Annotated in this window: 16 protein-coding genes and 1 tRNA gene; 10 read left to right on the top strand and 7 right to left on the bottom strand. The window is 53.1% G+C overall.

What is annotated here, in order from left to right; all coding sequences use genetic code 11:
- The 7 genes from RWJ96_RS06115 to RWJ96_RS06085 all read left to right on the top strand — a co-directional run.
- Nucleotides 1–2,430 (top strand): phosphoribosylformylglycinamidine synthase (locus tag RWJ96_RS06115; RefSeq protein WP_314019491.1); only part of this gene is annotated, 2,430 nt, incomplete at its 5' end.
- A 669-nt stretch (nt 2,431–3,099) separates the two neighbouring features.
- Complete coding sequence (galE, locus tag RWJ96_RS06110; RefSeq protein WP_314019490.1) at nt 3,100–4,155, top strand: UDP-glucose 4-epimerase GalE; 1,056 nt, start codon at nt 3,100–3,102, stop codon at nt 4,153–4,155.
- Between the two features lie 7 nt (nt 4,156–4,162).
- Nucleotides 4,163–5,269 (top strand): polyprenyl synthetase family protein, encoded by a 1,107-nt coding sequence (locus RWJ96_RS06105; RefSeq protein ID WP_314019489.1) that lies wholly within the window; start codon nt 4,163–4,165, stop codon nt 5,267–5,269.
- A gap of 2 nt (nt 5,270–5,271) precedes the next feature.
- Nucleotides 5,272–6,201, top strand: coding sequence for a peptidoglycan-binding protein (locus RWJ96_RS06100; protein ID WP_035427969.1), 930 nt, complete (start codon nt 5,272–5,274; stop codon nt 6,199–6,201).
- A 44-nt stretch (nt 6,202–6,245) separates the two neighbouring features.
- Nucleotides 6,246–6,320: transfer RNA gene (locus RWJ96_RS06095), tRNA-Gln, on the top strand.
- A gap of 69 nt (nt 6,321–6,389) precedes the next feature.
- Nucleotides 6,390–7,778 carry a bifunctional UDP-N-acetylglucosamine diphosphorylase/glucosamine-1-phosphate N-acetyltransferase GlmU gene (glmU, locus tag RWJ96_RS06090; protein ID WP_314019488.1) on the top strand — a complete coding sequence of 463 codons (1,389 nt, stop codon included), beginning with the start codon at nt 6,390–6,392 and terminating at the stop codon, nt 7,776–7,778.
- The gene (locus RWJ96_RS06085) at nt 7,779–8,774 is read left to right on the top strand and encodes a ribose-phosphate pyrophosphokinase (protein WP_314019486.1); all 996 of its coding nucleotides are present in this window, start codon (nt 7,779–7,781) and stop codon (nt 8,772–8,774) included.
- 553 nt (nt 8,775–9,327) lie between these two features.
- Here RWJ96_RS06085 and pcp read toward each other — a convergent pair.
- Nucleotides 9,328–10,053 carry a pyroglutamyl-peptidase I gene (gene pcp, locus RWJ96_RS06080; protein ID WP_314019484.1) on the bottom strand — a complete coding sequence of 242 codons (726 nt, stop codon included), beginning with the start codon at nt 10,051–10,053 and terminating at the stop codon, nt 9,328–9,330.
- 178 nt (nt 10,054–10,231) lie between these two features.
- On the opposite strand from pcp, the gene pth reads away from it, so the two are divergent.
- The 3 genes from pth (at nt 10,232) to gltA (ending at nt 13,353) form a co-directional block, all read left to right on the top strand.
- Nucleotides 10,232–10,801: an aminoacyl-tRNA hydrolase gene (pth, locus tag RWJ96_RS06075; protein ID WP_314019483.1), complete on the top strand. Its 570-nt coding sequence runs from the start codon at nt 10,232–10,234 to the stop codon at nt 10,799–10,801.
- A gap of 324 nt (nt 10,802–11,125) precedes the next feature.
- Nucleotides 11,126–11,968: a sulfide/dihydroorotate dehydrogenase-like FAD/NAD-binding protein gene (locus RWJ96_RS06070; protein WP_314019482.1), complete on the top strand. Its 843-nt coding sequence runs from the start codon at nt 11,126–11,128 to the stop codon at nt 11,966–11,968.
- Nucleotides 11,956–13,353 (top strand): NADPH-dependent glutamate synthase, encoded by a 1,398-nt coding sequence (gene gltA, locus RWJ96_RS06065; protein ID WP_314019480.1) that lies wholly within the window; start codon nt 11,956–11,958, stop codon nt 13,351–13,353. The genes RWJ96_RS06070 and gltA overlap by 13 nt, the downstream gene beginning before the upstream one ends.
- A gap of 729 nt (nt 13,354–14,082) precedes the next feature.
- On the opposite strand, the gene RWJ96_RS06060 is transcribed toward gltA, so the two are convergent.
- The 6 genes from RWJ96_RS06060 to RWJ96_RS06035 form a co-directional block, all read right to left on the bottom strand.
- Entirely contained in the window at nt 14,083–14,295 is a 213-nt protein-coding gene (locus tag RWJ96_RS06060; RefSeq protein ID WP_314019492.1) for a transketolase C-terminal domain-containing protein, read from the bottom strand.
- Nucleotides 14,292–15,920, bottom strand: a complete 1,629-nt coding sequence (locus RWJ96_RS06055) for an ABC transporter ATP-binding protein (RefSeq protein ID WP_314019478.1) — start codon at nt 15,918–15,920, stop codon at nt 14,292–14,294. Before RWJ96_RS06055 ends, RWJ96_RS06060 begins: the two co-directional genes overlap by 4 nt.
- A 352-nt stretch (nt 15,921–16,272) precedes the next feature.
- Nucleotides 16,273–17,184 (bottom strand): helix-turn-helix transcriptional regulator, encoded by a 912-nt coding sequence (locus RWJ96_RS06050; RefSeq protein ID WP_314019477.1) that lies wholly within the window; start codon nt 17,182–17,184, stop codon nt 16,273–16,275.
- 47 nt (nt 17,185–17,231) lie between these two features.
- Nucleotides 17,232–18,158: a transketolase family protein gene (locus RWJ96_RS06045; RefSeq protein ID WP_035432763.1), complete on the bottom strand. Its 927-nt coding sequence runs from the start codon at nt 18,156–18,158 to the stop codon at nt 17,232–17,234.
- Nucleotides 18,151–19,080: a transketolase gene (locus tag RWJ96_RS06040; protein ID WP_314019476.1), complete on the bottom strand. Its 930-nt coding sequence runs from the start codon at nt 19,078–19,080 to the stop codon at nt 18,151–18,153. Before RWJ96_RS06040 ends, RWJ96_RS06045 begins: the two co-directional genes overlap by 8 nt.
- Nucleotides 19,081–19,137: 57 nt before the next feature.
- A partial coding sequence (locus RWJ96_RS06035) for a transaldolase family protein (protein WP_314019475.1) occupies nt 19,138–19,574 on the bottom strand: 437 nt, incomplete at its 5' end.

Genomic DNA, 19,574 nt, shown 5'->3' with positions numbered 1-19,574 from the left:
CTTCTCGGCGGTCGCACGGGACGTGACGGCATTGGCGGCGCAACCGGCTCTTCAAAGGCCCACGACGCTGGCTCCATTGAGCGCGACGGAGCCGAGGTCCAGAAGGGCAACGCCCCTGTTGAGCGCAAGCTTCAGCGCCTCTTCCGCCGTGAAGACGCTTGCAAGCTCATCAAGCGCTGCAACGACTTTGGTGCAGGCGGTGTCTCTGTTGCTATTGGCGAGCTTGCTGACGGCCTTGACGTCAACCTGGATGCTGTTCCTAAGAAGTACGACGGCCTTGATGGCACTGAGCTGGCAATCTCCGAGTCTCAGGAGCGCATGGCCGTTGCGCTTGAGGCAAAAGACGTCGAGCAGTTCTGCGCATACGCCCGCGAAGAAAACCTCGAGGCAACCATTGTGGCAACGGTCACCGAGGATCCTCGTCTGGTCATGCGTTGGCGCGGTCAGAAGATTGTCAACATCAGCCGCGCATTTCTCGCCTCAAACGGCGCACCTAAATCAATCACCGTGCGCCTGGCCAAGCCTCTTGCCTACCAGCGTACCTGGGCAGGCACAACTCTTGGCGAGAAACTCCACTCGCTGGTACGCGATCTAAACGTTGCATCCAACAAGGGTCTCTCCGAGCGCTTTGACTCTACCATTGGCGCAGGTACCGTCCTTATGCCATTCGGTGGCGCTCGCCAGCTGACCCCTGCCCTTTCAATGGTGGCCAAGCTTCCTGTTATGGGCCAGACCAATACGGTCTCGGGCATGGCCTGGGGCTTTAACCCCTACCTCATGGAAGCCGACCAATTCCGCGGCGCCTACCTCTCTGTTGTTGAGTCCGTTTCCAAGCTGGTTGCTACCGGCTTTAAGTACCAGGACCTCTACCTCACCTTCCAGGAGTACTTCGAGAAGCTCGGTCAGAATCCAAACCGTTGGGGCAAGCCAGCAGCGGCCCTTCTTGGCGCACTGATGGCACAGGTCAACCTTGGTCTTGCAGCTGTCGGCGGCAAGGACTCCATGTCCGGCACCTTTGAGGACCTGGACGTTCCACCAACGCTGGTTTCGTTTGCTACCGGCCTTACCAAGGTAGACAAGATTGTCTCCAACGAGTTCAAGGGTGCAGGTCACAGGCTTATCTCCATTGTCCCGTCCTACGACGAGAGCGGCCTTCTCCCCGATAACGAGTCCCTGCTCACCGCATACAAGCTGGTCAGCACCCTGGTCCAGTCCAAGAGCGCACTCGCCATTACCACGCCAGGTTACGGCGGCGTGGCCGAGGCTCTCTTCAAGAGCTGCCTGGGCAACAAGCTGGGCGTTGAGCTGGTCCCAGAGATTTCTGCCGACGCGCTCTTCTCGCCAACCTACGGTGCCTTCATCGTTGAGCTGGCAGACGGCGTATCCGTTGACGACGTCGACGGCGTATGCGTGGCTCCTCTGGGCGTCACCACGTCCGAGTACGCTTTCAGCGCGTGTGGCGAGAAGATCGACCTCTCCGAGCTCCAGGAAGCATGGGAGCGCCCACTTGAGGAGGTCTTCCCCTACCGCGGAGGCTCCGACGAGGCTGTAGAGAAAATCAGCTTCGACGGTGCATCCACACGGCACTCCTATGCTGGTCCAGCCCTTATCGCACCTGCTCGCCCACGCGTCATCATCCCCGTATTCCCAGGTAACAACTGTGAGTACGATGTTGCGCGCGCCTTTGAGCGTGCGGGCGCTGACCCAACCACGCTGGTCATTAACAACCTGACACCTCAGGACATTGTTGAGTCCGCAAATGCGCTGGCAGAGTCCATCAAGAAGAGCCAAATTGTCATGATTCCAGGCGGTTTCTCCGGCGGAGACGAGCCAGACGGATCTGCTAAGTTCATCTGCGCCCTCTTCCGCGCACCTCAGGTAACCGAGGCTGTTCGCGAGCTTCTGCAGCAGCGCGATGGCCTTATGCTGGGCATCTGCAACGGCTTCCAGGCACTCATCAAGCTGGGCCTTGTTCCTTACGGCGATATCCGACCCATGGATGACACCTGCCCAACGCTGACGTTCAACACCATCGGCCGCCACCAGAGCCAGCTTGTCCGTACCAGCGTTGCATCCACGATGTCGCCATGGCTCTCCAAGTGCGCACTTGGCGACATCCACACCATTGCAATCAGCCACGGAGAAGGTCGCTTTGTTGCCTCCGACGAGCTGCTTGAGACGCTCAAGGCCAACGGCCAGATTGCAACGCAGTACGTTGACGCAACAGGCACTCCAAGCATGGACTTCTCCGTTAACCCTAACGGCTCCGTCCTGGCTATCGAGGGCATTACCAGCCCCGATGGTCGTGTCCTGGGCAAGATGGGTCACACGGAGCGCTCCGGTGCGGGCCTCTACAAGAACATCCCCGAGCTCACTGCTGGCGACCAGTTCCAGCCTCTGATTGAGGGCGGCGTCGAGTACTTCAAGTAAGGTGGGAGTGCAGCGACGGCAACGCTGCAGGTCAGCGCCGCGCAGCCAAGGCAAACCCGCAGGTCAGCGACGCGTTCGGGTCGCAAAGCGATTTCAACCCGGTATCTACTTCGTGTGGATACCGGGTTTCTTGTGCGGAAATGCTGGGAGTGGACGGGTTTCTCGCCAGGCGGGCGGTGCGAACTGGGACGAACCCGGGACGAGCTGGGAGTGCGCCTGATACGAGCCTGATTTTCTCGCCAAGTCTGAACGATTTGCCTGAAAAGCGCGCCAAGTCTGAGCTATTTGCCGGTTTTTCTCACCATGTCTGAGCTGTTTTACTCAGACATGATGCAGTTTTCAGGCTCGCAAATTTGGAGACAGCTACCCCGTTAGAACGCGCCTGATTTCTTTAAAGAATCTGTAACTTCTGCCTAAGAATGTAAAAGAATCTGTGGATTTGCCTGATTTTGTTAAAGAATCGGTGCCTCAAATACAGAATCTTTGCACTTTTTAGGCGCACCTGGCAAGAAAGGCGCGCAATGGCAGAAGGGCCCGCCTGCCGAGAAACCCGCGCGCTCCCCGCGCGCCCGCAGCAGCACCTGGCGAGAAACCCGTGTGCTCGTACCGCACAACGCTACGCAGAAAAGCCGTATACTTATGACGATATAAGTCCACGAAAGGATTGATATGTCTGACGCTCTGATTCCACAAAATTCCTGCGTACTTGTCACCGGTGGCGCGGGCTTTATTGGCAGCCACACCGTTGTTGAACTGCTCAATTCCGGCTACGAGGCCGTAATTGTTGATGACCTTTCCAATGCTTCGGCAAAGGTTATCGATCGCATCAAAACCATAGTGGGAGAAGAAAACGCTAAGCGCCTTTCGTTCTACGAGGCAGACGTCAACGATGCAGATGCACTCAACCACATCTTTGACGAGCACGCCATTAACTTTGTCATTCACTTTGCTGGCTTCAAGGCTGTTGGCGAGTCCGTCACCAAGCCCATTGAGTACTACACAAACAACCTGGGCAATACCCTCACCCTTCTTGATGTCATGAGAAACCATGGTTGCAAGTCAATTATTTTCTCGAGCTCTGCAACCGTTTATGGAGACCCAGATAGCCTTCCTCTGACCGAGCAAAGCCCCAAGAAGAACGCGACCAACCCTTATGGCTGGACTAAATGGATGATTGAGCAGATTCTCGCCGATGTTCACACCGCAGATCCAGAGTGGAACGTTGTCCTGCTTAGATACTTTAATCCTATTGGCGCTCACCAGTCCGGCCTCATCGGAGAAGATCCTGCAGGTATTCCAAACAACCTGGTTCCTTATGTGGCTCAGGTTGCCGTAGGCAAGCGCGAGGCTGTTCACGTCTTTGGTGACGACTACAACACCCCAGATGGCACGGGCGTTCGCGACTACATCCACGTCTGCGACCTTGGCTCCGGCCACGTAGCTGCACTTAAATGGATGGCCGGTCGCACGGGCGTTGAAATCTTCAACCTGGGCACTGGCACCGGTAGCTCGGTACTTGACGTTATCAAGGCTTTCTCAAAGGCTTGTGGCAAAGAGATTCCTTACGTTATTGAGCCTCGTCGCGCAGGTGACGTTGCAACCAACTACGCTGACTGCCAGAAAGCTGCTGACATGCTTGGCTGGAAGGCTCAGTACAACCTTGCCGACATGTGCCGCGATTCCTGGAAGTGGCAGTCGATGAATCCAGACGGTTATCGCGGCTAGGATTTCCGTGAACTTCGCCGACTACCTCACACAAAAGCTCCCTGCCGTCGAGGCAGAGATTATGCGCGGTCTCCCCGCGGCAACACCCGCGGCAGCGGCAACGCCCTCGGCAACGCTCGCAACAGCGTCCTCGCCCGCGGCAGCGACGACGCCCGGAGCGGCAACGCCCTCGGAGCGCACCCGCGCGGACCTGAACACCTACCTCTACCAGCCACTCGCTCACTTCAGCGCGGGCGGCGGCAAGCGCGTGCGTCCGGTCCTCTGCTGCCTGGGCACCGAGGCAGTTGGAGGCTCGGCAGAAGCTGCTCTGCCCGTAGCCTGCGCCATCGAGGACTTCCAGTCGGCGGCCCTTATCCACGATGACATCGCAGATAAATCAGAGCTGCGCCGTGGCGAGAAGTGCCTCTACAAGACACTTGGTACCGGACTTGCCATCAATGTTGGTGATTCTGCCCTGGTCAATGTTGTCAGACGCGTTACCGTGGCCGACCACCTCTCTGACCAGCTTAAAGTTCGCGTTATCGACGCCCTTCTCGCCATGCAGGAGCACACCCTTGAGGGCCAGGCGCTTGATCTTGGCTGGGCTCAAAACGAGCGCTGGGATGTAACCTCTGAGCAGTACCTTTTTATGGCGCTCTCCAAGACCGCCTACTACTCCGCAGCATATCCCCTGGTACTGGGCGCGCTCATTGGCGGCGCCGACCAGAAGACGCTTGATGCACTCAAAGATTTTGGTCTCAAGGTTGGCCTTGCCTTCCAGCTGCAAGACGATCTTCTCAACCTGGTAGGAAATGCCGAAATACAAGGCAAAGACTTTAGGTCAGACGTCACTGAGGGCAAGCGCACGCTCGCGGTGGTCTACGCACTTGAGCATCTTGGCCCAGCAGAAAAGACAGAGCTTGTCTCCATACTTTCTGCGCATACAGGCGATACTTTGAAGCTTCAGCGCGCTGTGGAGCTTATGGAAAGCGCTAATGCGATAAAATTTGTCCGCGCGCACGCTCTTGCCTTAGTCGATGAGGCAAAGCACGTGCTTGAAAACGTGATACTTACTGAAGACGCTCGCGACACACTTTTGTCTATGGCAGACTTCTTTGTGAACCGAGAAAGGTAATTATGGATCCTATTACTCCTGGTAGCACTGGTGCTGCCGTTGAAGACATTCAGGAACGCCTCGTAAAGCTTGGCTACACCATCGAAGACGATGAGCGCCAAAGCCACACCTTTGGCAAGTCAACTGCTCGCGCCGTTGCGCGCTTTAGGCTTGACCATGACCTTTCTCTTGGAGAAGAAGTAGATGCCTCTACCTGGGCAATCATGGTCGATGAGGGCTATGAGCTAGGAGACAGAACTCTCTACCTTCGTCTTCCTAACTTCCACGGCAATGACGTGCGTCAGCTGCAAGAGCGTCTCAACATCTTGGGTTTCTCGTGCGGAAAAGTTGATGGCCATTACGGTGTTCACACCGAGGCTGCCGTTAAGCTCTTCCAGGAAAGCGTCGGCGAACTTGCTGATGGCATGGCGTTTCAGGATACCCTTGACGCTATTGAGCGTCTTCGTCACGTTTGGTCCGGCAAGCAGGCAAAAGGCCCTCACCCACAGGGTCCTATGGGCTTTGCTCGCGCAGCCAACGTTCTTGAAACCACCTGCATTGCTATTACGGGAGAAGATCCTATCTCTAGAAACGTAGCTGCTCGCGTCTATAACCTTTCTAAGGCAACTACTGAGGCAAGCGGCATGACTATGATTGATCGCGCCGATTCCCCTACTGATGCAGCCACTATTTTGGTTCTGACCACAGCTTATGCCCCAAGCATGCCCGCCCGCGGACAGGTTGGTATTGGCTCTGTTTCTATGGAAGAAAACGAGACGCTGCCAGCAAGACTGCGCACTGCCATTGAGTCTGCTGATGCAACGGGCTCCCCTATCAAGATTGTGCTGCCAGAAGGAACAAACGTAGACGGCTCGTTTACTACCGCAGACGCGCAGACTTTAGCAGTTCTTGTTCTTGATGCAATTTGTGGAGCATTTGCCTCGCTAAGCTGATACACTTAATAGGGTTGCGGACAAAACCAACGTAGTGATTACATTGGGGTATCGTCCAACGGTTAGGACACGGGTTTTTGGTGCCTGGAATGTGGGTTCGAATCCTACTACCCCAGCCATTTTTTACGCAACTTTTGTGTAGGGACGCACTCGTATCGAGTAATACGAAGTACTTTGGAGGCTTACGTATGCCACTTACTGCGATTGTCCTCGCTGCAGGTGAGGGAACGCGCATGAAGTCCCACCACCCTAAGATTGTGCACAAATTACTTGATAAACCCCTTGTTTGGTGGAGTGTCAACGCCGCAATTACTGCTGGCGCTGACCGCGTCATTGTGGTTGTTGGTAACCACGCTGACGAGGTTAAATCTGCACTTTCTTGCTTCCCTAACCTTGAGTATGTTGCCCAGACCGAGCGTCTTGGCACCGGCCACGCCGTCAAGGTTGTAAAGGATGCTCTTGGTGGCTTCAAGGGACCCGTTGTTGTTATCAACGGTGACGCATCTCTGTTGCGCGCACAGTCTATTCTCGACCTTGTCGCAGAAACTAAAGCTCACCACAACGCATGTACGGTACTCACCATGACGCCCCCAGATCCAACTGGATATGGTCGCGTCATTTCTTCTAACGGCCAGGTAATTGCCATTGTTGAGCACAAAGACGCCACGCCTGAGCAGCATGAGCAAGAGCGTGAGTGCAACGTTGGCGTGTACTGCTTCTGTGGCGGAAGGCTGACCGCAAACATCGATCTTCTCGGCAATGACAACGTGCAGGGCGAGTACTACATTACCGACATGGTGGGCCTTTACGTCAGCCAGGGCGAGCCTGTTGCTGCCGTCCACGTTGACGACTACAAAGAGGCGCTGGGCGTCAATTCCCGCTCCGAGCTTGCCGTTGCCACCCGCATCATGCAGGAGCGCATCAACGAGCACTGGATGAGCCAGGGCGTCACCATGCTGGACCCAACCTCCGTCTGGATTGGCCCCGAGGTCACGCTTGGTATGGACACCGAGGTTCTCCCGCAGACTATGCTCTACGGCAAGACCTCAATTGGCGAGAATTGCGTGGTAGGTCCTAACACTCGTCTGACCGATACGCTTGTTGGCAACGACGCTGTTGTCGATGAGACTGTAGCTATCAACGCACAGGTAGACGACTTTGCTACCTGCGGTCCTCGCGCTTACTTGCGTCCAGGCACACACCTTATGCCTCACGCCAAAGCAGGCACCCACGTTGAGATCAAAAATTCAACTATCGGCGAGGGCTCCAAGGTACCTCACCTCTCCTACATTGGTGACACTACCATGGGCTCCGGCGTCAACATTGGCGCAGGTTCAATTACATGCAATTACGACGGTTACCACAAGTTCAAGACACGCATCGGCAACAACGTCTTTGTTGGATCCGATACCATGATGGTGGCACCTGTCTCAATTGGTGATGGCGCACTTGTGGGGGCAAGTTCGTGCATCACAAAGGATGTACCAGCAGACGCGCTTGCACTCGAGCGCTCTGAGCAGAAAATTGTTGAGGGATACGCCGCCCAGAGGCGTCACAAGCTTGAGAAAGAGGACTAGATGTTCGAGAACCTGAGTGATCCGCTATTAGTTGCTAGAAACATCAAGCTCTACACCGGTACAGGCAACCCTGAACTGGCTCGTAAAGTTGCAGACATTCTTCACCTAGAGCTACAAGGTCTTCTCCTCGAGAAGTTTGCTAACGGAGAAATTTACGCTCGCTTTGACGAGTCTGTCCGCGGCGACGAGGTCTTCTTCATTCAGTCTTTGGCAGGTGTCAACGTCAACGACCTGGTTATGGAAACACTGATTGTTGCCGACGCCGCAAAGCGCGCCTCTGCCAACAGCTTTACCGTGGTTATCCCTCACTACGCATATGCTCGTCAGGACCGCAAAGCCGCTGCTCGCGAGCCCATTACCGCTCGCCTAATAGCAAACCTGCTTGAGAAAGCTGGCGTTGACCGCGTCATCACACTTGACCTGCACCAAGGCCAGATCCAGGGCTTCTTTGACATTCCTGTTTCTCACCTGACTGCTCTCTACCTTCTGGGCGATTACTTTAAGAACAAGCCATTTGACTGGGAGAATACCGTTGTTGTCTCCCCCGATATGGGTCGCGCAAAGGCTGCTAAGAAGCTCTCTGATTACCTTGACTGTGGCCTTGCTATTGCACACAAGAGCCGTCCCCGCCATAACGAAAGTGCTGTTATGGGCATCATTGGCGACATCAAGGGCAAGACCTGCATCGTTAACGACGATATGATTGATACCGCAGGTACGCTTTGCGCATCCGTTGTTAAGCTGAAGGAAATGGGTGCAGGTGATATCTACGTCTGCGCAACCCACGGTATCTTCTCTGGCCCTGCAATTGAGCGTCTCAACAACTCTCCTATCGAGGAGTGCGTGGTCACCGACGCAATTCCTTGCCCAGCAGCAAACCAGGAAGGCTCCAAGATCAAGACGATTACCATTGCAAACGAGCTTGCCGAGGCAATCTACGCTGTCTACACCGACCGTCCAGTCTCCGACATCTTCGGCGGCGACTTCAACCTGTAATCCCGCAGGTCAGCGCCGCACGCGAGCGCGAGCGCAGGTCGCAAGTGATTTCAACCCGGTATCCATTTCGTGTGGATACCGGGTTTCTTGTGCGGAAACGCTGGGAGTGGACGGGGTTTCTCGCCAGGCGAGCGGCGCGAGCCCGGGTCGCGCGGGGGCGAGTCTCATGCGAGCCTGATTTTCTCGTCAAGTCTGAACGATTTGCCGGAAAAGTACGCCATGTCTGAGCGATTTGCCTGTTTTTCTCGCCATGTCTGAGTAAATTTACTCAGACATGATGCAGTTTTCAGGCTCAAAATTTAGGGCCACGTAGTCTATCTTTCACGTGCCTGATTTCATCAAAGAATCTGTAATTTTTGCCTAAAAGTGTAAAAGAAACTGTGAATTTGCCGGTTTTTCTCAAAGAATCTGTGTCTCAAATACAGATTCTTTACACTTTTCAGGCGCGCCTGGCGAGAAACCCGGTGCGCTCGCAGCGCCCCACGAACCCCGCACACCTCGCGCCCGGCGAGAAACCCGTGCACTTGCAGGCGCACTGTATGCGGCACGCAATCTAGCAGGTCGTTCCGCTTTCGGAATCCGCGAGGTCAACGTCGTTTGCAAGCGCCGCTTCCAGCGCAACCTGCAGTCCGCGAGTCATCATCTCCAGCGACATGCTTGGAACCTGGCGGGTCTTCTCGCCCGCAGTGTCCTTCTCACCTGCAGTGCCAGCCTTCTCGGCGGCGCCCTTCTCGGCAGCTGCAGCGTTTTTCTCGACAACCTGCTCTGTTGCGAACGGTACGTGCAGAAACGTACCGCGAGTCTCCGGGAATCTCGTGGCCAGCGCGTGAAGGACCTGATACATGACGTCGTTGCAGACGTACGTTCCCGCAGTGTACGAGACCGCCGCGGGGATCTCCGCCTGGTTCATGGCGGCAACCATGGCGTTTACCGGCAGTGACGCAAAATACGCGTCGGGAGCGCCGTCGATGATGCGCTGCGAGAGCGGCTGCTTGCCCGCGTTGTCGGGGATTCGCGCGTGAGCCCAGTTGATGCCCACAAACTCGGGCGTAATCTTGCTTCTTCCACCCGCTTGGCCAACGCAAAGTACAATCTCGGGGCGTTCCGCTTCAAGCGTGTCGATAACTTTCTGAGCACCAACGCCAAACTCGACAGGTACGTGCAGTTTTATCACCTGTGCGTCGCCAATAGTCTCGGGGAGCGCCTTCACGGCCTCCCAAGCAGGATTGATTTTCTCGCCGCCAAAAGGCTCAAATCCGGTAACCAGAATCTTCTTCATTTTGCCTCCGCACCTCGATTGAACGACACATGTCCCGCACGCTGTTCGCCGCACGCCGATCGCTGTTCGCCGCGCGCCGCCGCTAGGCTATCAACCGCGAGCTCAGTTCACGCTGGTCGAACTGGTCATTTTCCCTTACCATCATAATCGTCCGTAATGCAATCTGAAGGAGCATTTAATGCACGGTAACAAAATTGTGCTTGTAGCGGGCCTGGGAAATCCTGGCGAGAAATACGCGCGCACCAGGCACAATGCTGGTTTTGCCGTCGTCGATGCCCTTGCCGAGCGCCACGGCGTTTCGTACTGGAAAAACGAAGCGGGCTGCCAGGTCGCGGAGATCACTCTTCCCGCAGCTCCCGGAGCCGCATCTGGCGAGAAACGCCGTGTACTCCTGGCCAAACCCAAGGACTTCATGAACACCAGCGGTGGTCCCCTCTCCAAACTTGCTCGTGCACACCACCTTCAACCTGCGCAAATTCTTGTTATTCACGACGAGGTTGACCTCGCAGAGGGCCAACTCAACTTCAAGGAAGGCGGCGGCCTCAACTCGCATAACGGCCTGCGTTCCATCGCCAACAAGCTCCAAACCAGGGATTTTATGCGCCTGCAGTTTGGCATCGGTCGCCCTCCTGGAAAGATGCCGGTGGCAGACTATGTTCTGCGCGAGCTCAAAGGAAACAACCTGGAAGACTTCCTGGTCACTGCTCAGGCGGCCGCCGATCAGATAGAGCAGTTCCTCCGCAGCTAACGGTCACCGCGCTCCGCCGCACTTCGCCCCGTGCCGTCGCCACGTGTCGTCACATCGCGAGTCCACCGATCTTCTCGCCCACCCTCCGCAGCTAGCAGGCAAAACATTCTACGAAATATTTATGCTCATTCATGAATTACTCATGCCTTGAATCATGCGCAAATAGTACAATAGGTATGTTGTTTGCGAATACGGGGTTACCCAGACCTCGTATGCGTGAGATACATGCGTCACCTGCCACTGTCTTCTCGCCAGAAGGCACGCTGTAGTGCGGCGCGTCAACTCACTCGCAGTTTTGTTGTGTTAGGAGAGGAGTACCGCTGAATGTATAAGATCCTCGAAAAGACTCAGTTCTCCGAGAAGGTCTTCAAGTTCCGCATCGAGGCACCACAGATGGCCAAGCATGCACATGCTGGTCAGTTCCTGATGGTTCGCGCAAATGAGTGTGGCGAGCGCGTTCCATTTACCTTTGCGGATTGGAATCCTGAGGAGGGTTGGGTCGAGTTTATCTTCATGGTAATCGGCAAGACCACCAGGATGCTTTCTACCTACGAGGTTGGTGATTTCCTGCAGGACGTCACTGGTCCTCTGGGTGAGCCTACCGAGATGGGCGAGGGCAAATGGGCAGTTATCGGTGGCGGCGTTGGCCTGGCTATCGCTTTCCCTGTTGCTCGTCAGCTCGTAGCAGCTGGCCGCGAGGTCCACGCAATCATGGGCGCTCGTACCAAAGAGCTGCTGCTGCTTGAGGATCAGTTCCGTTCCATTCTGGACGACAATCACATCCACATCACCACAGATGACGGTTCTCTTGGCGAGAAGGGCGTTGTAACTGCACCTCTCGAGCGTCTTCTGCAGGACAAGCAGGTCGACCGCGTATTCTGCGTTGGCCCAGTTCCAATGATGAAGTTCTCCACTCTCACTGCCGAGAAGTACGACACACCTATCATCGCTTCCCTGAACCCAATCATGGTTGACGGCACTGGTATGTGCGGTTGCTGCCGTGTTGAGGTTGGCGGCGAGACCAAGTTTGCTTGTGTTGACGGTCCTGACTTTGACGCAACCAAGGTTGACTGGAACGACCTTCGCGCACGTCAGGCAGCCTACCTCACCGAGGAAGGCCAGTCCATCAAGGCTTACGAGGAGACGAGGTGCGCATGCCACAGGTAAACGGTCGCTACATTCCAAACGTCAAGGCACCTCGTACAGCTGACAACGAAGAGCCAGCTGCAGAGCGCGCACAAGACTTCCGCCCTGTCGACAAGGGTTTCACTAAAGAGATGGCAATTGCAGAGGCAAACCGCTGCCTGGATTGTAAGAATCCACTGTGCGTTCAGGGTTGCCCTGTAAACATCAACATTCCTCGCTTCATCGAGGCTATCCGTGCAGAGGAGTTTGGTCGCGGTCTTGATATCATCCGTGAGTCCTCCATGCTTCCTGCAGTTTGTGGTCGTGTTTGCCCACAGGAGAACCAGTGCGAGGGCGTCTGCATCATGGGTAAGCGCAGCGAACCAGTTGCTATTGGTCAGCTCGAGCGCTTCCTTGGCGATCAGCCTGAGCTTGCTTCCAAGCCAGCAATCGCTCCAAAGAACGGCAAGAAGGTTGCAGTTGTAGGCTCCGGTCCTTCCGGAATTGCTTGCGCTGGCGAGCTTGCTCGTAACGGCTTTGACGTTACCGTCTTTGAGGCATTCTTCACCGGCGGCGGCGTTCTGGTCTACGGTATTCCTGAGTTCCGTCTTCCAAAGGCTGTTGTTAAGCGCGAGATTGACGGCCTTCAGGAGCTGGGCGTTAAGTTTGAGTTCAACTCTGTTGTCGGTCGTATCACCGATGCTGAAGAGCTCTTTGAGCAGGGCTTTGACGCAATCTATATTGCTACAGGCGCTGGCCTTCCAAAGCTTCTCAACATCCCTGGCGAGAACCTGCCTAACGTCTTCTTTGCAAACGAGTACCTCACCCGCGTTAACCTCATGAAGGCTAACAACTTCCCTGAGTACGATACCCCAACCAAGCACGGCAAGAACGTCGTTGTCTTTGGTGGCGGCAACGTTGCTATGGATGCTGTCCGTACTGCTAAGCGTCTTGGCGCTGAGCGCGCAATTATTGCTTACCGTCGTACTGAGGAAGAGATGCCTGCTCGTCGTGCAGAGCTGCACCACGCAAAGGCTGAGGGCGTTGAGGTACTTCCTCTCGTTTCCCCTCTCGAGTTTGTCGCTGGCGAGGACGGCGCTGTTTGCGCAGTTCGCGTCCAGAAGATGGAGCTCGGCGAGCCTGACGCTGATGGACGTCGTCGTCCAGTACCTATCGAGGGTGCTATCGAGGACATTCCTTGCGACGTTGCAATTTCTGCAATCGGCACTAACGCTAACCCATTCGCAAAGATGATCGGCGACATCAAGCTCAACAAGTGGGGCTACATTGAGGCCGACGAAGAGGGCCGCACTTCCGATCCTCGCATCTGGGCTGGCGGCGACATCGTAACTGGTGCTGCAACCGTCATTCTGGCAATGGGCGCTGGTAAGGTAGCAGCTGCTTCCATCACCAAGCACCTCGGTTAATCCGGCTTCGACTGCGTAGCCGCAGCTCAAAGTGCTAGCTAGCACGGCTTCGGCTCACTCAATGAGCTAACATGCAACAAACAAAGGCCTGGTACCACACGGTACCAGGCCTTTTTCATGCCGAGAAGTGCCGCAAGTCCCACGCGAGCGCACGGGTTTCTCGTCAAGTGCTCTTCTCACCATCGCGCGCCTGAAAAGTGCAAAGAATCTGTATTTGCAACACCGATTCTTTGCAGAAATCAGGCAAATCCACAGTTTCTTTTACATTTTTAGGCAAAAGTTACAGATTCTTTGATGAAATCAGGCGGCTAAAAGATAGACTACGTGGCCCTGAATTTTGAGCCTAAAAGCTGCATCATGTCTGAGTAAATTTACTCAGACATGGCGAGAAAAACCGGCAAATAGCTCAGATATGGTGCACTTTTCCGGCAAATCGTTCAGACATGGCGAGAAAATCAGGCGCACTCCTGTCCGTATTAGGCTCGCCCCGGCGCGTTGCGGTCGCGCGGTGCGCGCGACCCGGACTCGCACCGCCCACCTGGCGAGAACCCCGTCCACTAGCAGCGTTTCCGCACAAGAAACCCGGTATCCACACGAAATAGATACCGGGTTGAAATCACTTGCAACCTGCGAACCGCCCGCACACGGCGCTGACCTGCAGCGTTGCCGTCGTTGCGCCCGCACGCGCCGCTGACCTGTAGCGTTGCCATTGCAGCGAGCTGAGCGCGGCTACGAGAGCAGAAACTCCCTGACGCGAGCAGCAATGCCCTCGGCGTCCAGGCCAAAGTGCGAAAGCAGCACGTCACCAGGAGCGGAGGTGCCAAAGGTACGCATGCCAGCAAAGCGCATTGGCGTGGGCAGCTGCTCGGCCAGAAGCTCGGCAACTGCAGCTCCAAGGCCTGTTGCCACGTTGTGCTCCTCAACGTATTGAGCTCCTACTATTGTTTTATCTCTACAAACCCGCTTGGAGTCATTTCAAATACGGCATCATACTTTGATTGTTGTGCAACATTGAGATGATGAGTTACCTCAATCATGGTAACTCCGCTTAGACTAAGCAGGTTATTCTCGACCTCAGTAGCCATGCGTGTGTCCAATGCAGACGTAGCTTCATCAACAAGCAGTAACTTCTTTCCATACAGTAAGGCTCGCGCAATAGCAATCCTCTGTCTTTCACCTCCGGAGAAGCGCTTTCCGTTCTCTTCCACTGGAGTGTCAAGTCCTTTTGGAAGAGCTGCAACTACCTCTGAGAGACCAGACTTTTTAATAACTTCACCGATTTGCTCACTCGAATACGAACTTCCCAGCGTAATGTTATTTTTTAGCGTATCGTCAAACAAATACACATTTTGGTGAATCATTGCCGGATCACATAAAATATCTTTTGAACCGTCAATCAGAATATCTCCACTCTGAGGTTCTATCTGGCCTGAAATCAGTTTTAAAAGCGTGCTCTTTCCACTCCCGCTTTTTCCGATAATCGCATACTTCCTCCCAGCCTTAAAGCACGCAGATATTTTAGACACTCCGGAAATTGAATCAGGATACTTATAGGTAACATTTTTTAACTCAATTTCATGCTCTACATCATAGTGCCGTTCCTTATTGTCAAACGGAGTTTCTTCATCGTCGCATATAACCGCTTTCAAAACCGGATAGGCCGCTTTAACTTTGCCAAGCAATGAAGCAAATGTTGAAGCGGGCGCAATTACCTGACCGGACAGCTGGGTCACAGCCACAACGCTACCAAGAGAAACAAATCCTTGCACTGCGAAAATACCCGTTATACCCATAATAATGAATTGAGATGAAACTGAGATTGCTGTAACAAACCCAGATATAAGAGATGTAACTTCAGATAAATGTGCCTTCTTACCTTCCAACTGCTGCGCAACCAGTAAGTGACGATTTGTAAAGTTATTTTCTTTATGAAATGACCTGATGACATCAAATCCAAGCGATATATCACGAATCTGTCCGTTATACGACACCGTATTTTTTACGATCTCTTCTTGGCAATGAGTAAGTTGTTTTGTAAATACTCCGGGAATGATTGTTGGAATTGCCATAACAAGTATCGAAATAACTGCCACTATTGGATTTATATACAAAAGTAAGAGGCTTGCAATAGTAATTTCGCAGCACGAAGCAAATGCATCAAGCAGTCCGCCAAGCCAATCTTTTTCAATAGTATCCATATTCTGACTTAAAAGAGAAAAAAACTCAGCACTGTTTTCATTCATATTTACAGCATCTTTTCTCCGCAAATAAGCCTTCACGGCAGAATTTCTCATCTTAATTACGGTGTCGCGAACCAGGCGGGCGCGCACATATCCCTGTAGTATAAGAAGGATACCGGTTGCTATAGCATATATACAGCACAAGCCTATAAATGCAAGTAACCGAGCAATATCTCCTGAAATAATGACTTCAGAAACCGTATTGAGAAGTGAGCTCAGTAAAAGAGCCACGCCGGCAACGACACAAGAACTTACAATTTGTACTAGTACAAAAATAATCACGTTTCGTTTGCCGACATTCTTTAAAAGGTGCTTTATATTTTTCATTCCATTCCAATCGCAGAAAATCATCTAAATGACCATCACAAAATGATAGATACCTCTTTTAATAAATCTAAAAGAGGTATCTATCCCGCACTTTTAGTGCTTGACTACAATAACAATGATGGTCATATGTATCGCCTCCCCCTCTTTTTGATGAATACATCATCTCGAAAGAAGAGGAGACTATCCATAACATCTCGTGACAATTCTTGTATTACCTCAAATGTTAAGTATCCATGCAAAGTATCAAAATAATAAACATGGCACGTAAAAATTTTAACTTTTGGTAATGAAAAATGTAGGCTGCCTTGCTCACTGTCTCTGAACGCTTAGACTTGGTTTTAAGCACCTAGGTTTAATTTTGAGTGCTTAGATTCTCTTCAACAAAAGCGCGCACCATTTCCGCATTATCATGTTGGCCAATAAGTTCCATATACGGAATAATCGTCTGCATTATTGAAAGCGCCTTGTCAGTATTTCCACTCCGGAATTCAGACCGACCAATCAAATAAAAAATCACCGGTAAAAGTATCTGCTCATGGCTTTCAATACTCAAATCTCTTGCCAGATACGCATGCTGAGCAGCTTCTTCAAACCTTCCCTCAAGATCCAAGCAGGAAGATATATTAACTTCAAGGTTGATGCGGACAATCGTAAAGTCATTGCTGCTTGATTGCTGATCGGAAAGGTTTCTTGCAAGTTCTTCTCCCACTCGAATAGCCTCAATACGAGCTTCCTTTTGCTGAAGTGCCACAACCATCAAACCGATTATTTCAGCTTCAATAGGAGATAAAAGTTCATGTCGAAAATCAGATAGGTCAATATGAGGCTTTGTAAGCTCCAAAGCCTCACGTAACTTGACGTATGAATCTTCAGGATTCTTGTTCTGCTTGAGTTGTGCAGCTGCCTGTATAAGTAAAACTGACTGCCGCTCCAATGCATGAGATGCATCATTTTCACTCAAGCCCTCCAGCAAGGATAGGCCTTGTTGGATTTTACCTGCTTCTATAAGCAGACTTGCTCGTCTTGTAATCTCATTAAAGCTACGTTGGCAATCACTTTGATAAAAAACGTCACAAAGTTGATAGGTACTCGCCCCAAGTCTGCTTAACAATGCGTCGAGAATTACTTTGGAGGGCATCTGGCGGCCATTTTCAATTCTTGAAAGAGAAACCGGGGAGCAAATACCCTCTGCAAGCTGCTCCTGCGTCAATCCCTTACTATGACGAAGAGAATAAATAGTCTCTCCTAAAGAGTTTCCTTTCAAATTTCATCCCGTCTTTAATCGCTTGCACCATCAAAATATGACAAAGGCTACGAAAGCAGAAACTCCCTGACGCGAGCGGCAATACCTTCGGCGTCCAGGCCAAAGTGCGAAAGCAGCACGTCACCAGGAGCGGACGTACCAAAGGTACGCATACCAGCAAAGCGCATTGGCGTGGGCAGCTGCTCAGCCAGAAGCTCGGCAACTGCAGCTCCAAGGCCTGTTGCCACGTTGTGCTCCTCAACGGTTACCACATGACGGGTCTTCTCGGCAGATGCCAAAATAACTTCTTCGTCCAAAGGCTTGATGGAGAACACGTCAATGACCTCGGCAGAGATCTTTTCCTCTGCCAGCAAATCTGCTGCGGCAAGTGCCTGAGCAACTTCAACACCGCAGGCAGCAATCGTAACGTCTGTGCCCTCACGCAGAACGTTTGCAAAAGGCAGGCCGCCCTTGAAGGACTCGTCATAGATATCGGCAACCTTGTGGCGACCCATGCGCACGTAGAAGGGGCCATCAGCCTCGGCAGCAAGCCTGAGGGCTGCCTTGGTAGCGTTGTAATCTGCAGGAACAAGCACGCGCATCTGAGGCAGAGCGCGCATCATGCCAATGTCCTCAAGGGACTGGTGGGTAGCGCCGTCCTCTCCTACCGTAATACCTGCGTGCGTAGGACAAATCTTCACGTTAAGGCCGGAATCGCAGACGGTGTTTCTAATCTGATCGTAAGCGCGACCGGTTGCAAACACAGCAAACGAGCCGGTAAACACGGTGCGTCCGGTAAGCGAAAGTCCTGATGCAACGCCAACCATGTTCTGCTCGGCAATTCCCACGTCAACCATACGCTGTGGAAAGGCCTTCTGGAGGTCGGCTAGCTTGGTGGAGCCAGCAAGGTCTGCGTCAACAGCAACGATGTCGTGACCCTCGTTTACCAGCTCAACAAGAGTCTGACCATATGCCTCACGAGTTGCTCTAGACATTGGCAACCTCCTTACCTTCACCCTGAAGATCAATCAAAAGAAGCTCCCTTGCTGCATCAAGTTCTTCTCGCGCAAGGTCAGCCTGCTCAGCCGAAGGAGCGTTTCCGTGCCAGGAAGCCTTGTCCTCCATAAACGAAACGCCCTTACCCTTGACGGTCTGGCAAATGACCACGGTAGGCGCGGTGTTTCCTGCCTCGCGACCATCTCGTGCGGCGAGAAGGGCCTGACGCACCTCAGTGACCTCGTGACCGTTAACACGCAGTACGTTCCAGCCAAAGGAACGGAACTTCTCGTCAATATCGCCAAGAGAGCACACGTCAGTTACGTGGCCGTCAATCTGCAGATTGTTGAGGTCCACAATGGCAATGAGGTTATCCAGCTTCTGGTGAGCAGCAAACATGCATGCCTCCCAGTTAGAGCCCTCCTGCAGCTCGCCATCGCCCAGAAGGACAAATACCTTCTTGGTGCGCTCGCCGCTTGCCAGAGCGTCCATAGAAAGTCCCAGAGCGCATCCTGCAGCTACCGAGAGACCCTGGCCAAGAGAGCCAGAGCAAACCTCAATACCAGGACATGCGTGGCAATCTGGGTGACCCTGCAGTCGGCTACCAAGCTGACGGAGGGTAACCATATCCTCGTCATGGAGCCAATCAAGCAGGTGGTACGCAGCATACAGCACAGGAGCCACGTGACCCTTGGACAGGAAGAACCTATCCTCGGTATGGTCCTCTGGGTTGTTGTGGTTGTACTTCATAACTCCCGAGAAGAACAGTGTAGCCACAATATCTGCCGCACTGAGAGAGCCGCCGGGATGACCTGACTTGCTTTTCTCGAGCATGTCAATGACATCGCGCCTCAGCGTATTAGCTGCAAGCTTAAGCTCATCATCGGTGAGGTTGCGCTCGGGTAATGCAGATGTTCCCATTCTCATCCTCTCAAAACAAGTACGCCCAACCTAAGCTGGGCGTACCACAATCACTATTTATTGCTGAGCCTTAACCTTTTCCCAGTCTGCCTCAAAAGACTTAAGACCGGCGTCGGTCAGAGGGTGCTTCAGGCACTTCTTTAGAGCACCAAATGGAACGGTTGCAATGTCAGCACCAAGCAGAGCTGCCTGTGTTACGTGGTTTGGCGTACGGACAGAAGCCGTAATAATCTCTACGGTGTGATCAACGTTTTTATCCCATGCATAGTTCTCAATGCAAGAAACAACGGTTCCCAGCTGCTCAATGCCGTCCTCGCCGATGTCATCAAAGCGACCAACAAATGGAGAAATATAACGGGCGCCAGCATTTGCCGCAAGAAGAGCCTGAGGTGCCGAGAAAATCAGCGTCATGTTGACGCGAATTCCCTCAGAAGCAAGCTGATGGGTAGCAGCAAGACTCTCTGCGCAGATAGGAAGCTTAACAACAATGTTTG

Origin of the sequence: Lancefieldella parvula, assembly GCF_963547875.1 — a bacterium.
In the GTDB taxonomy this organism is placed as follows: Bacteria; Actinomycetota; Coriobacteriia; order Coriobacteriales; family Atopobiaceae; genus Lancefieldella; species Lancefieldella parvula_D.
Note: the sequence above shows the minus strand (reverse complement) of the source record. Positions and strands in the feature narration are given on the sequence as shown.

What these genes read in the sequence shown, in the direction of transcription:
- galE (WP_314019490.1), top strand. Translation starts at nt 3,100, where the DNA reads ATGTCTGACGCTCTGATTCCACAAAATTCCTGCGTACTTGTCACCGGT.
- RWJ96_RS06100 (WP_035427969.1), top strand. Translation starts at nt 5,272, where the DNA reads ATGGATCCTATTACTCCTGGTAGCACTGGTGCTGCCGTTGAAGACATT.
- glmU (WP_314019488.1), top strand. Translation starts at nt 6,390, where the DNA reads ATGCCACTTACTGCGATTGTCCTCGCTGCAGGTGAGGGAACGCGCATG.
- RWJ96_RS06085 (WP_314019486.1), top strand. Translation starts at nt 7,779, where the DNA reads ATGTTCGAGAACCTGAGTGATCCGCTATTAGTTGCTAGAAACATCAAG.
- pcp (WP_314019484.1), bottom strand. Translation starts at nt 10,053, where the DNA reads ATGAAGAAGATTCTGGTTACCGGATTTGAGCCTTTTGGCGGCGAGAAA.
- pth (WP_314019483.1), top strand. Translation starts at nt 10,232, where the DNA reads ATGCACGGTAACAAAATTGTGCTTGTAGCGGGCCTGGGAAATCCTGGC.
- RWJ96_RS06070 (WP_314019482.1), top strand. Translation starts at nt 11,126, where the DNA reads ATGTATAAGATCCTCGAAAAGACTCAGTTCTCCGAGAAGGTCTTCAAG.
- gltA (WP_314019480.1), top strand. Translation starts at nt 11,956, where the DNA reads ATGCCACAGGTAAACGGTCGCTACATTCCAAACGTCAAGGCACCTCGT.
- RWJ96_RS06055 (WP_314019478.1), bottom strand. Translation starts at nt 15,920, where the DNA reads ATGAAAAATATAAAGCACCTTTTAAAGAATGTCGGCAAACGAAACGTG.
- RWJ96_RS06045 (WP_035432763.1), bottom strand. Translation starts at nt 18,158, where the DNA reads ATGTCTAGAGCAACTCGTGAGGCATATGGTCAGACTCTTGTTGAGCTG.
- RWJ96_RS06040 (WP_314019476.1), bottom strand. Translation starts at nt 19,080, where the DNA reads ATGGGAACATCTGCATTACCCGAGCGCAACCTCACCGATGATGAGCTT.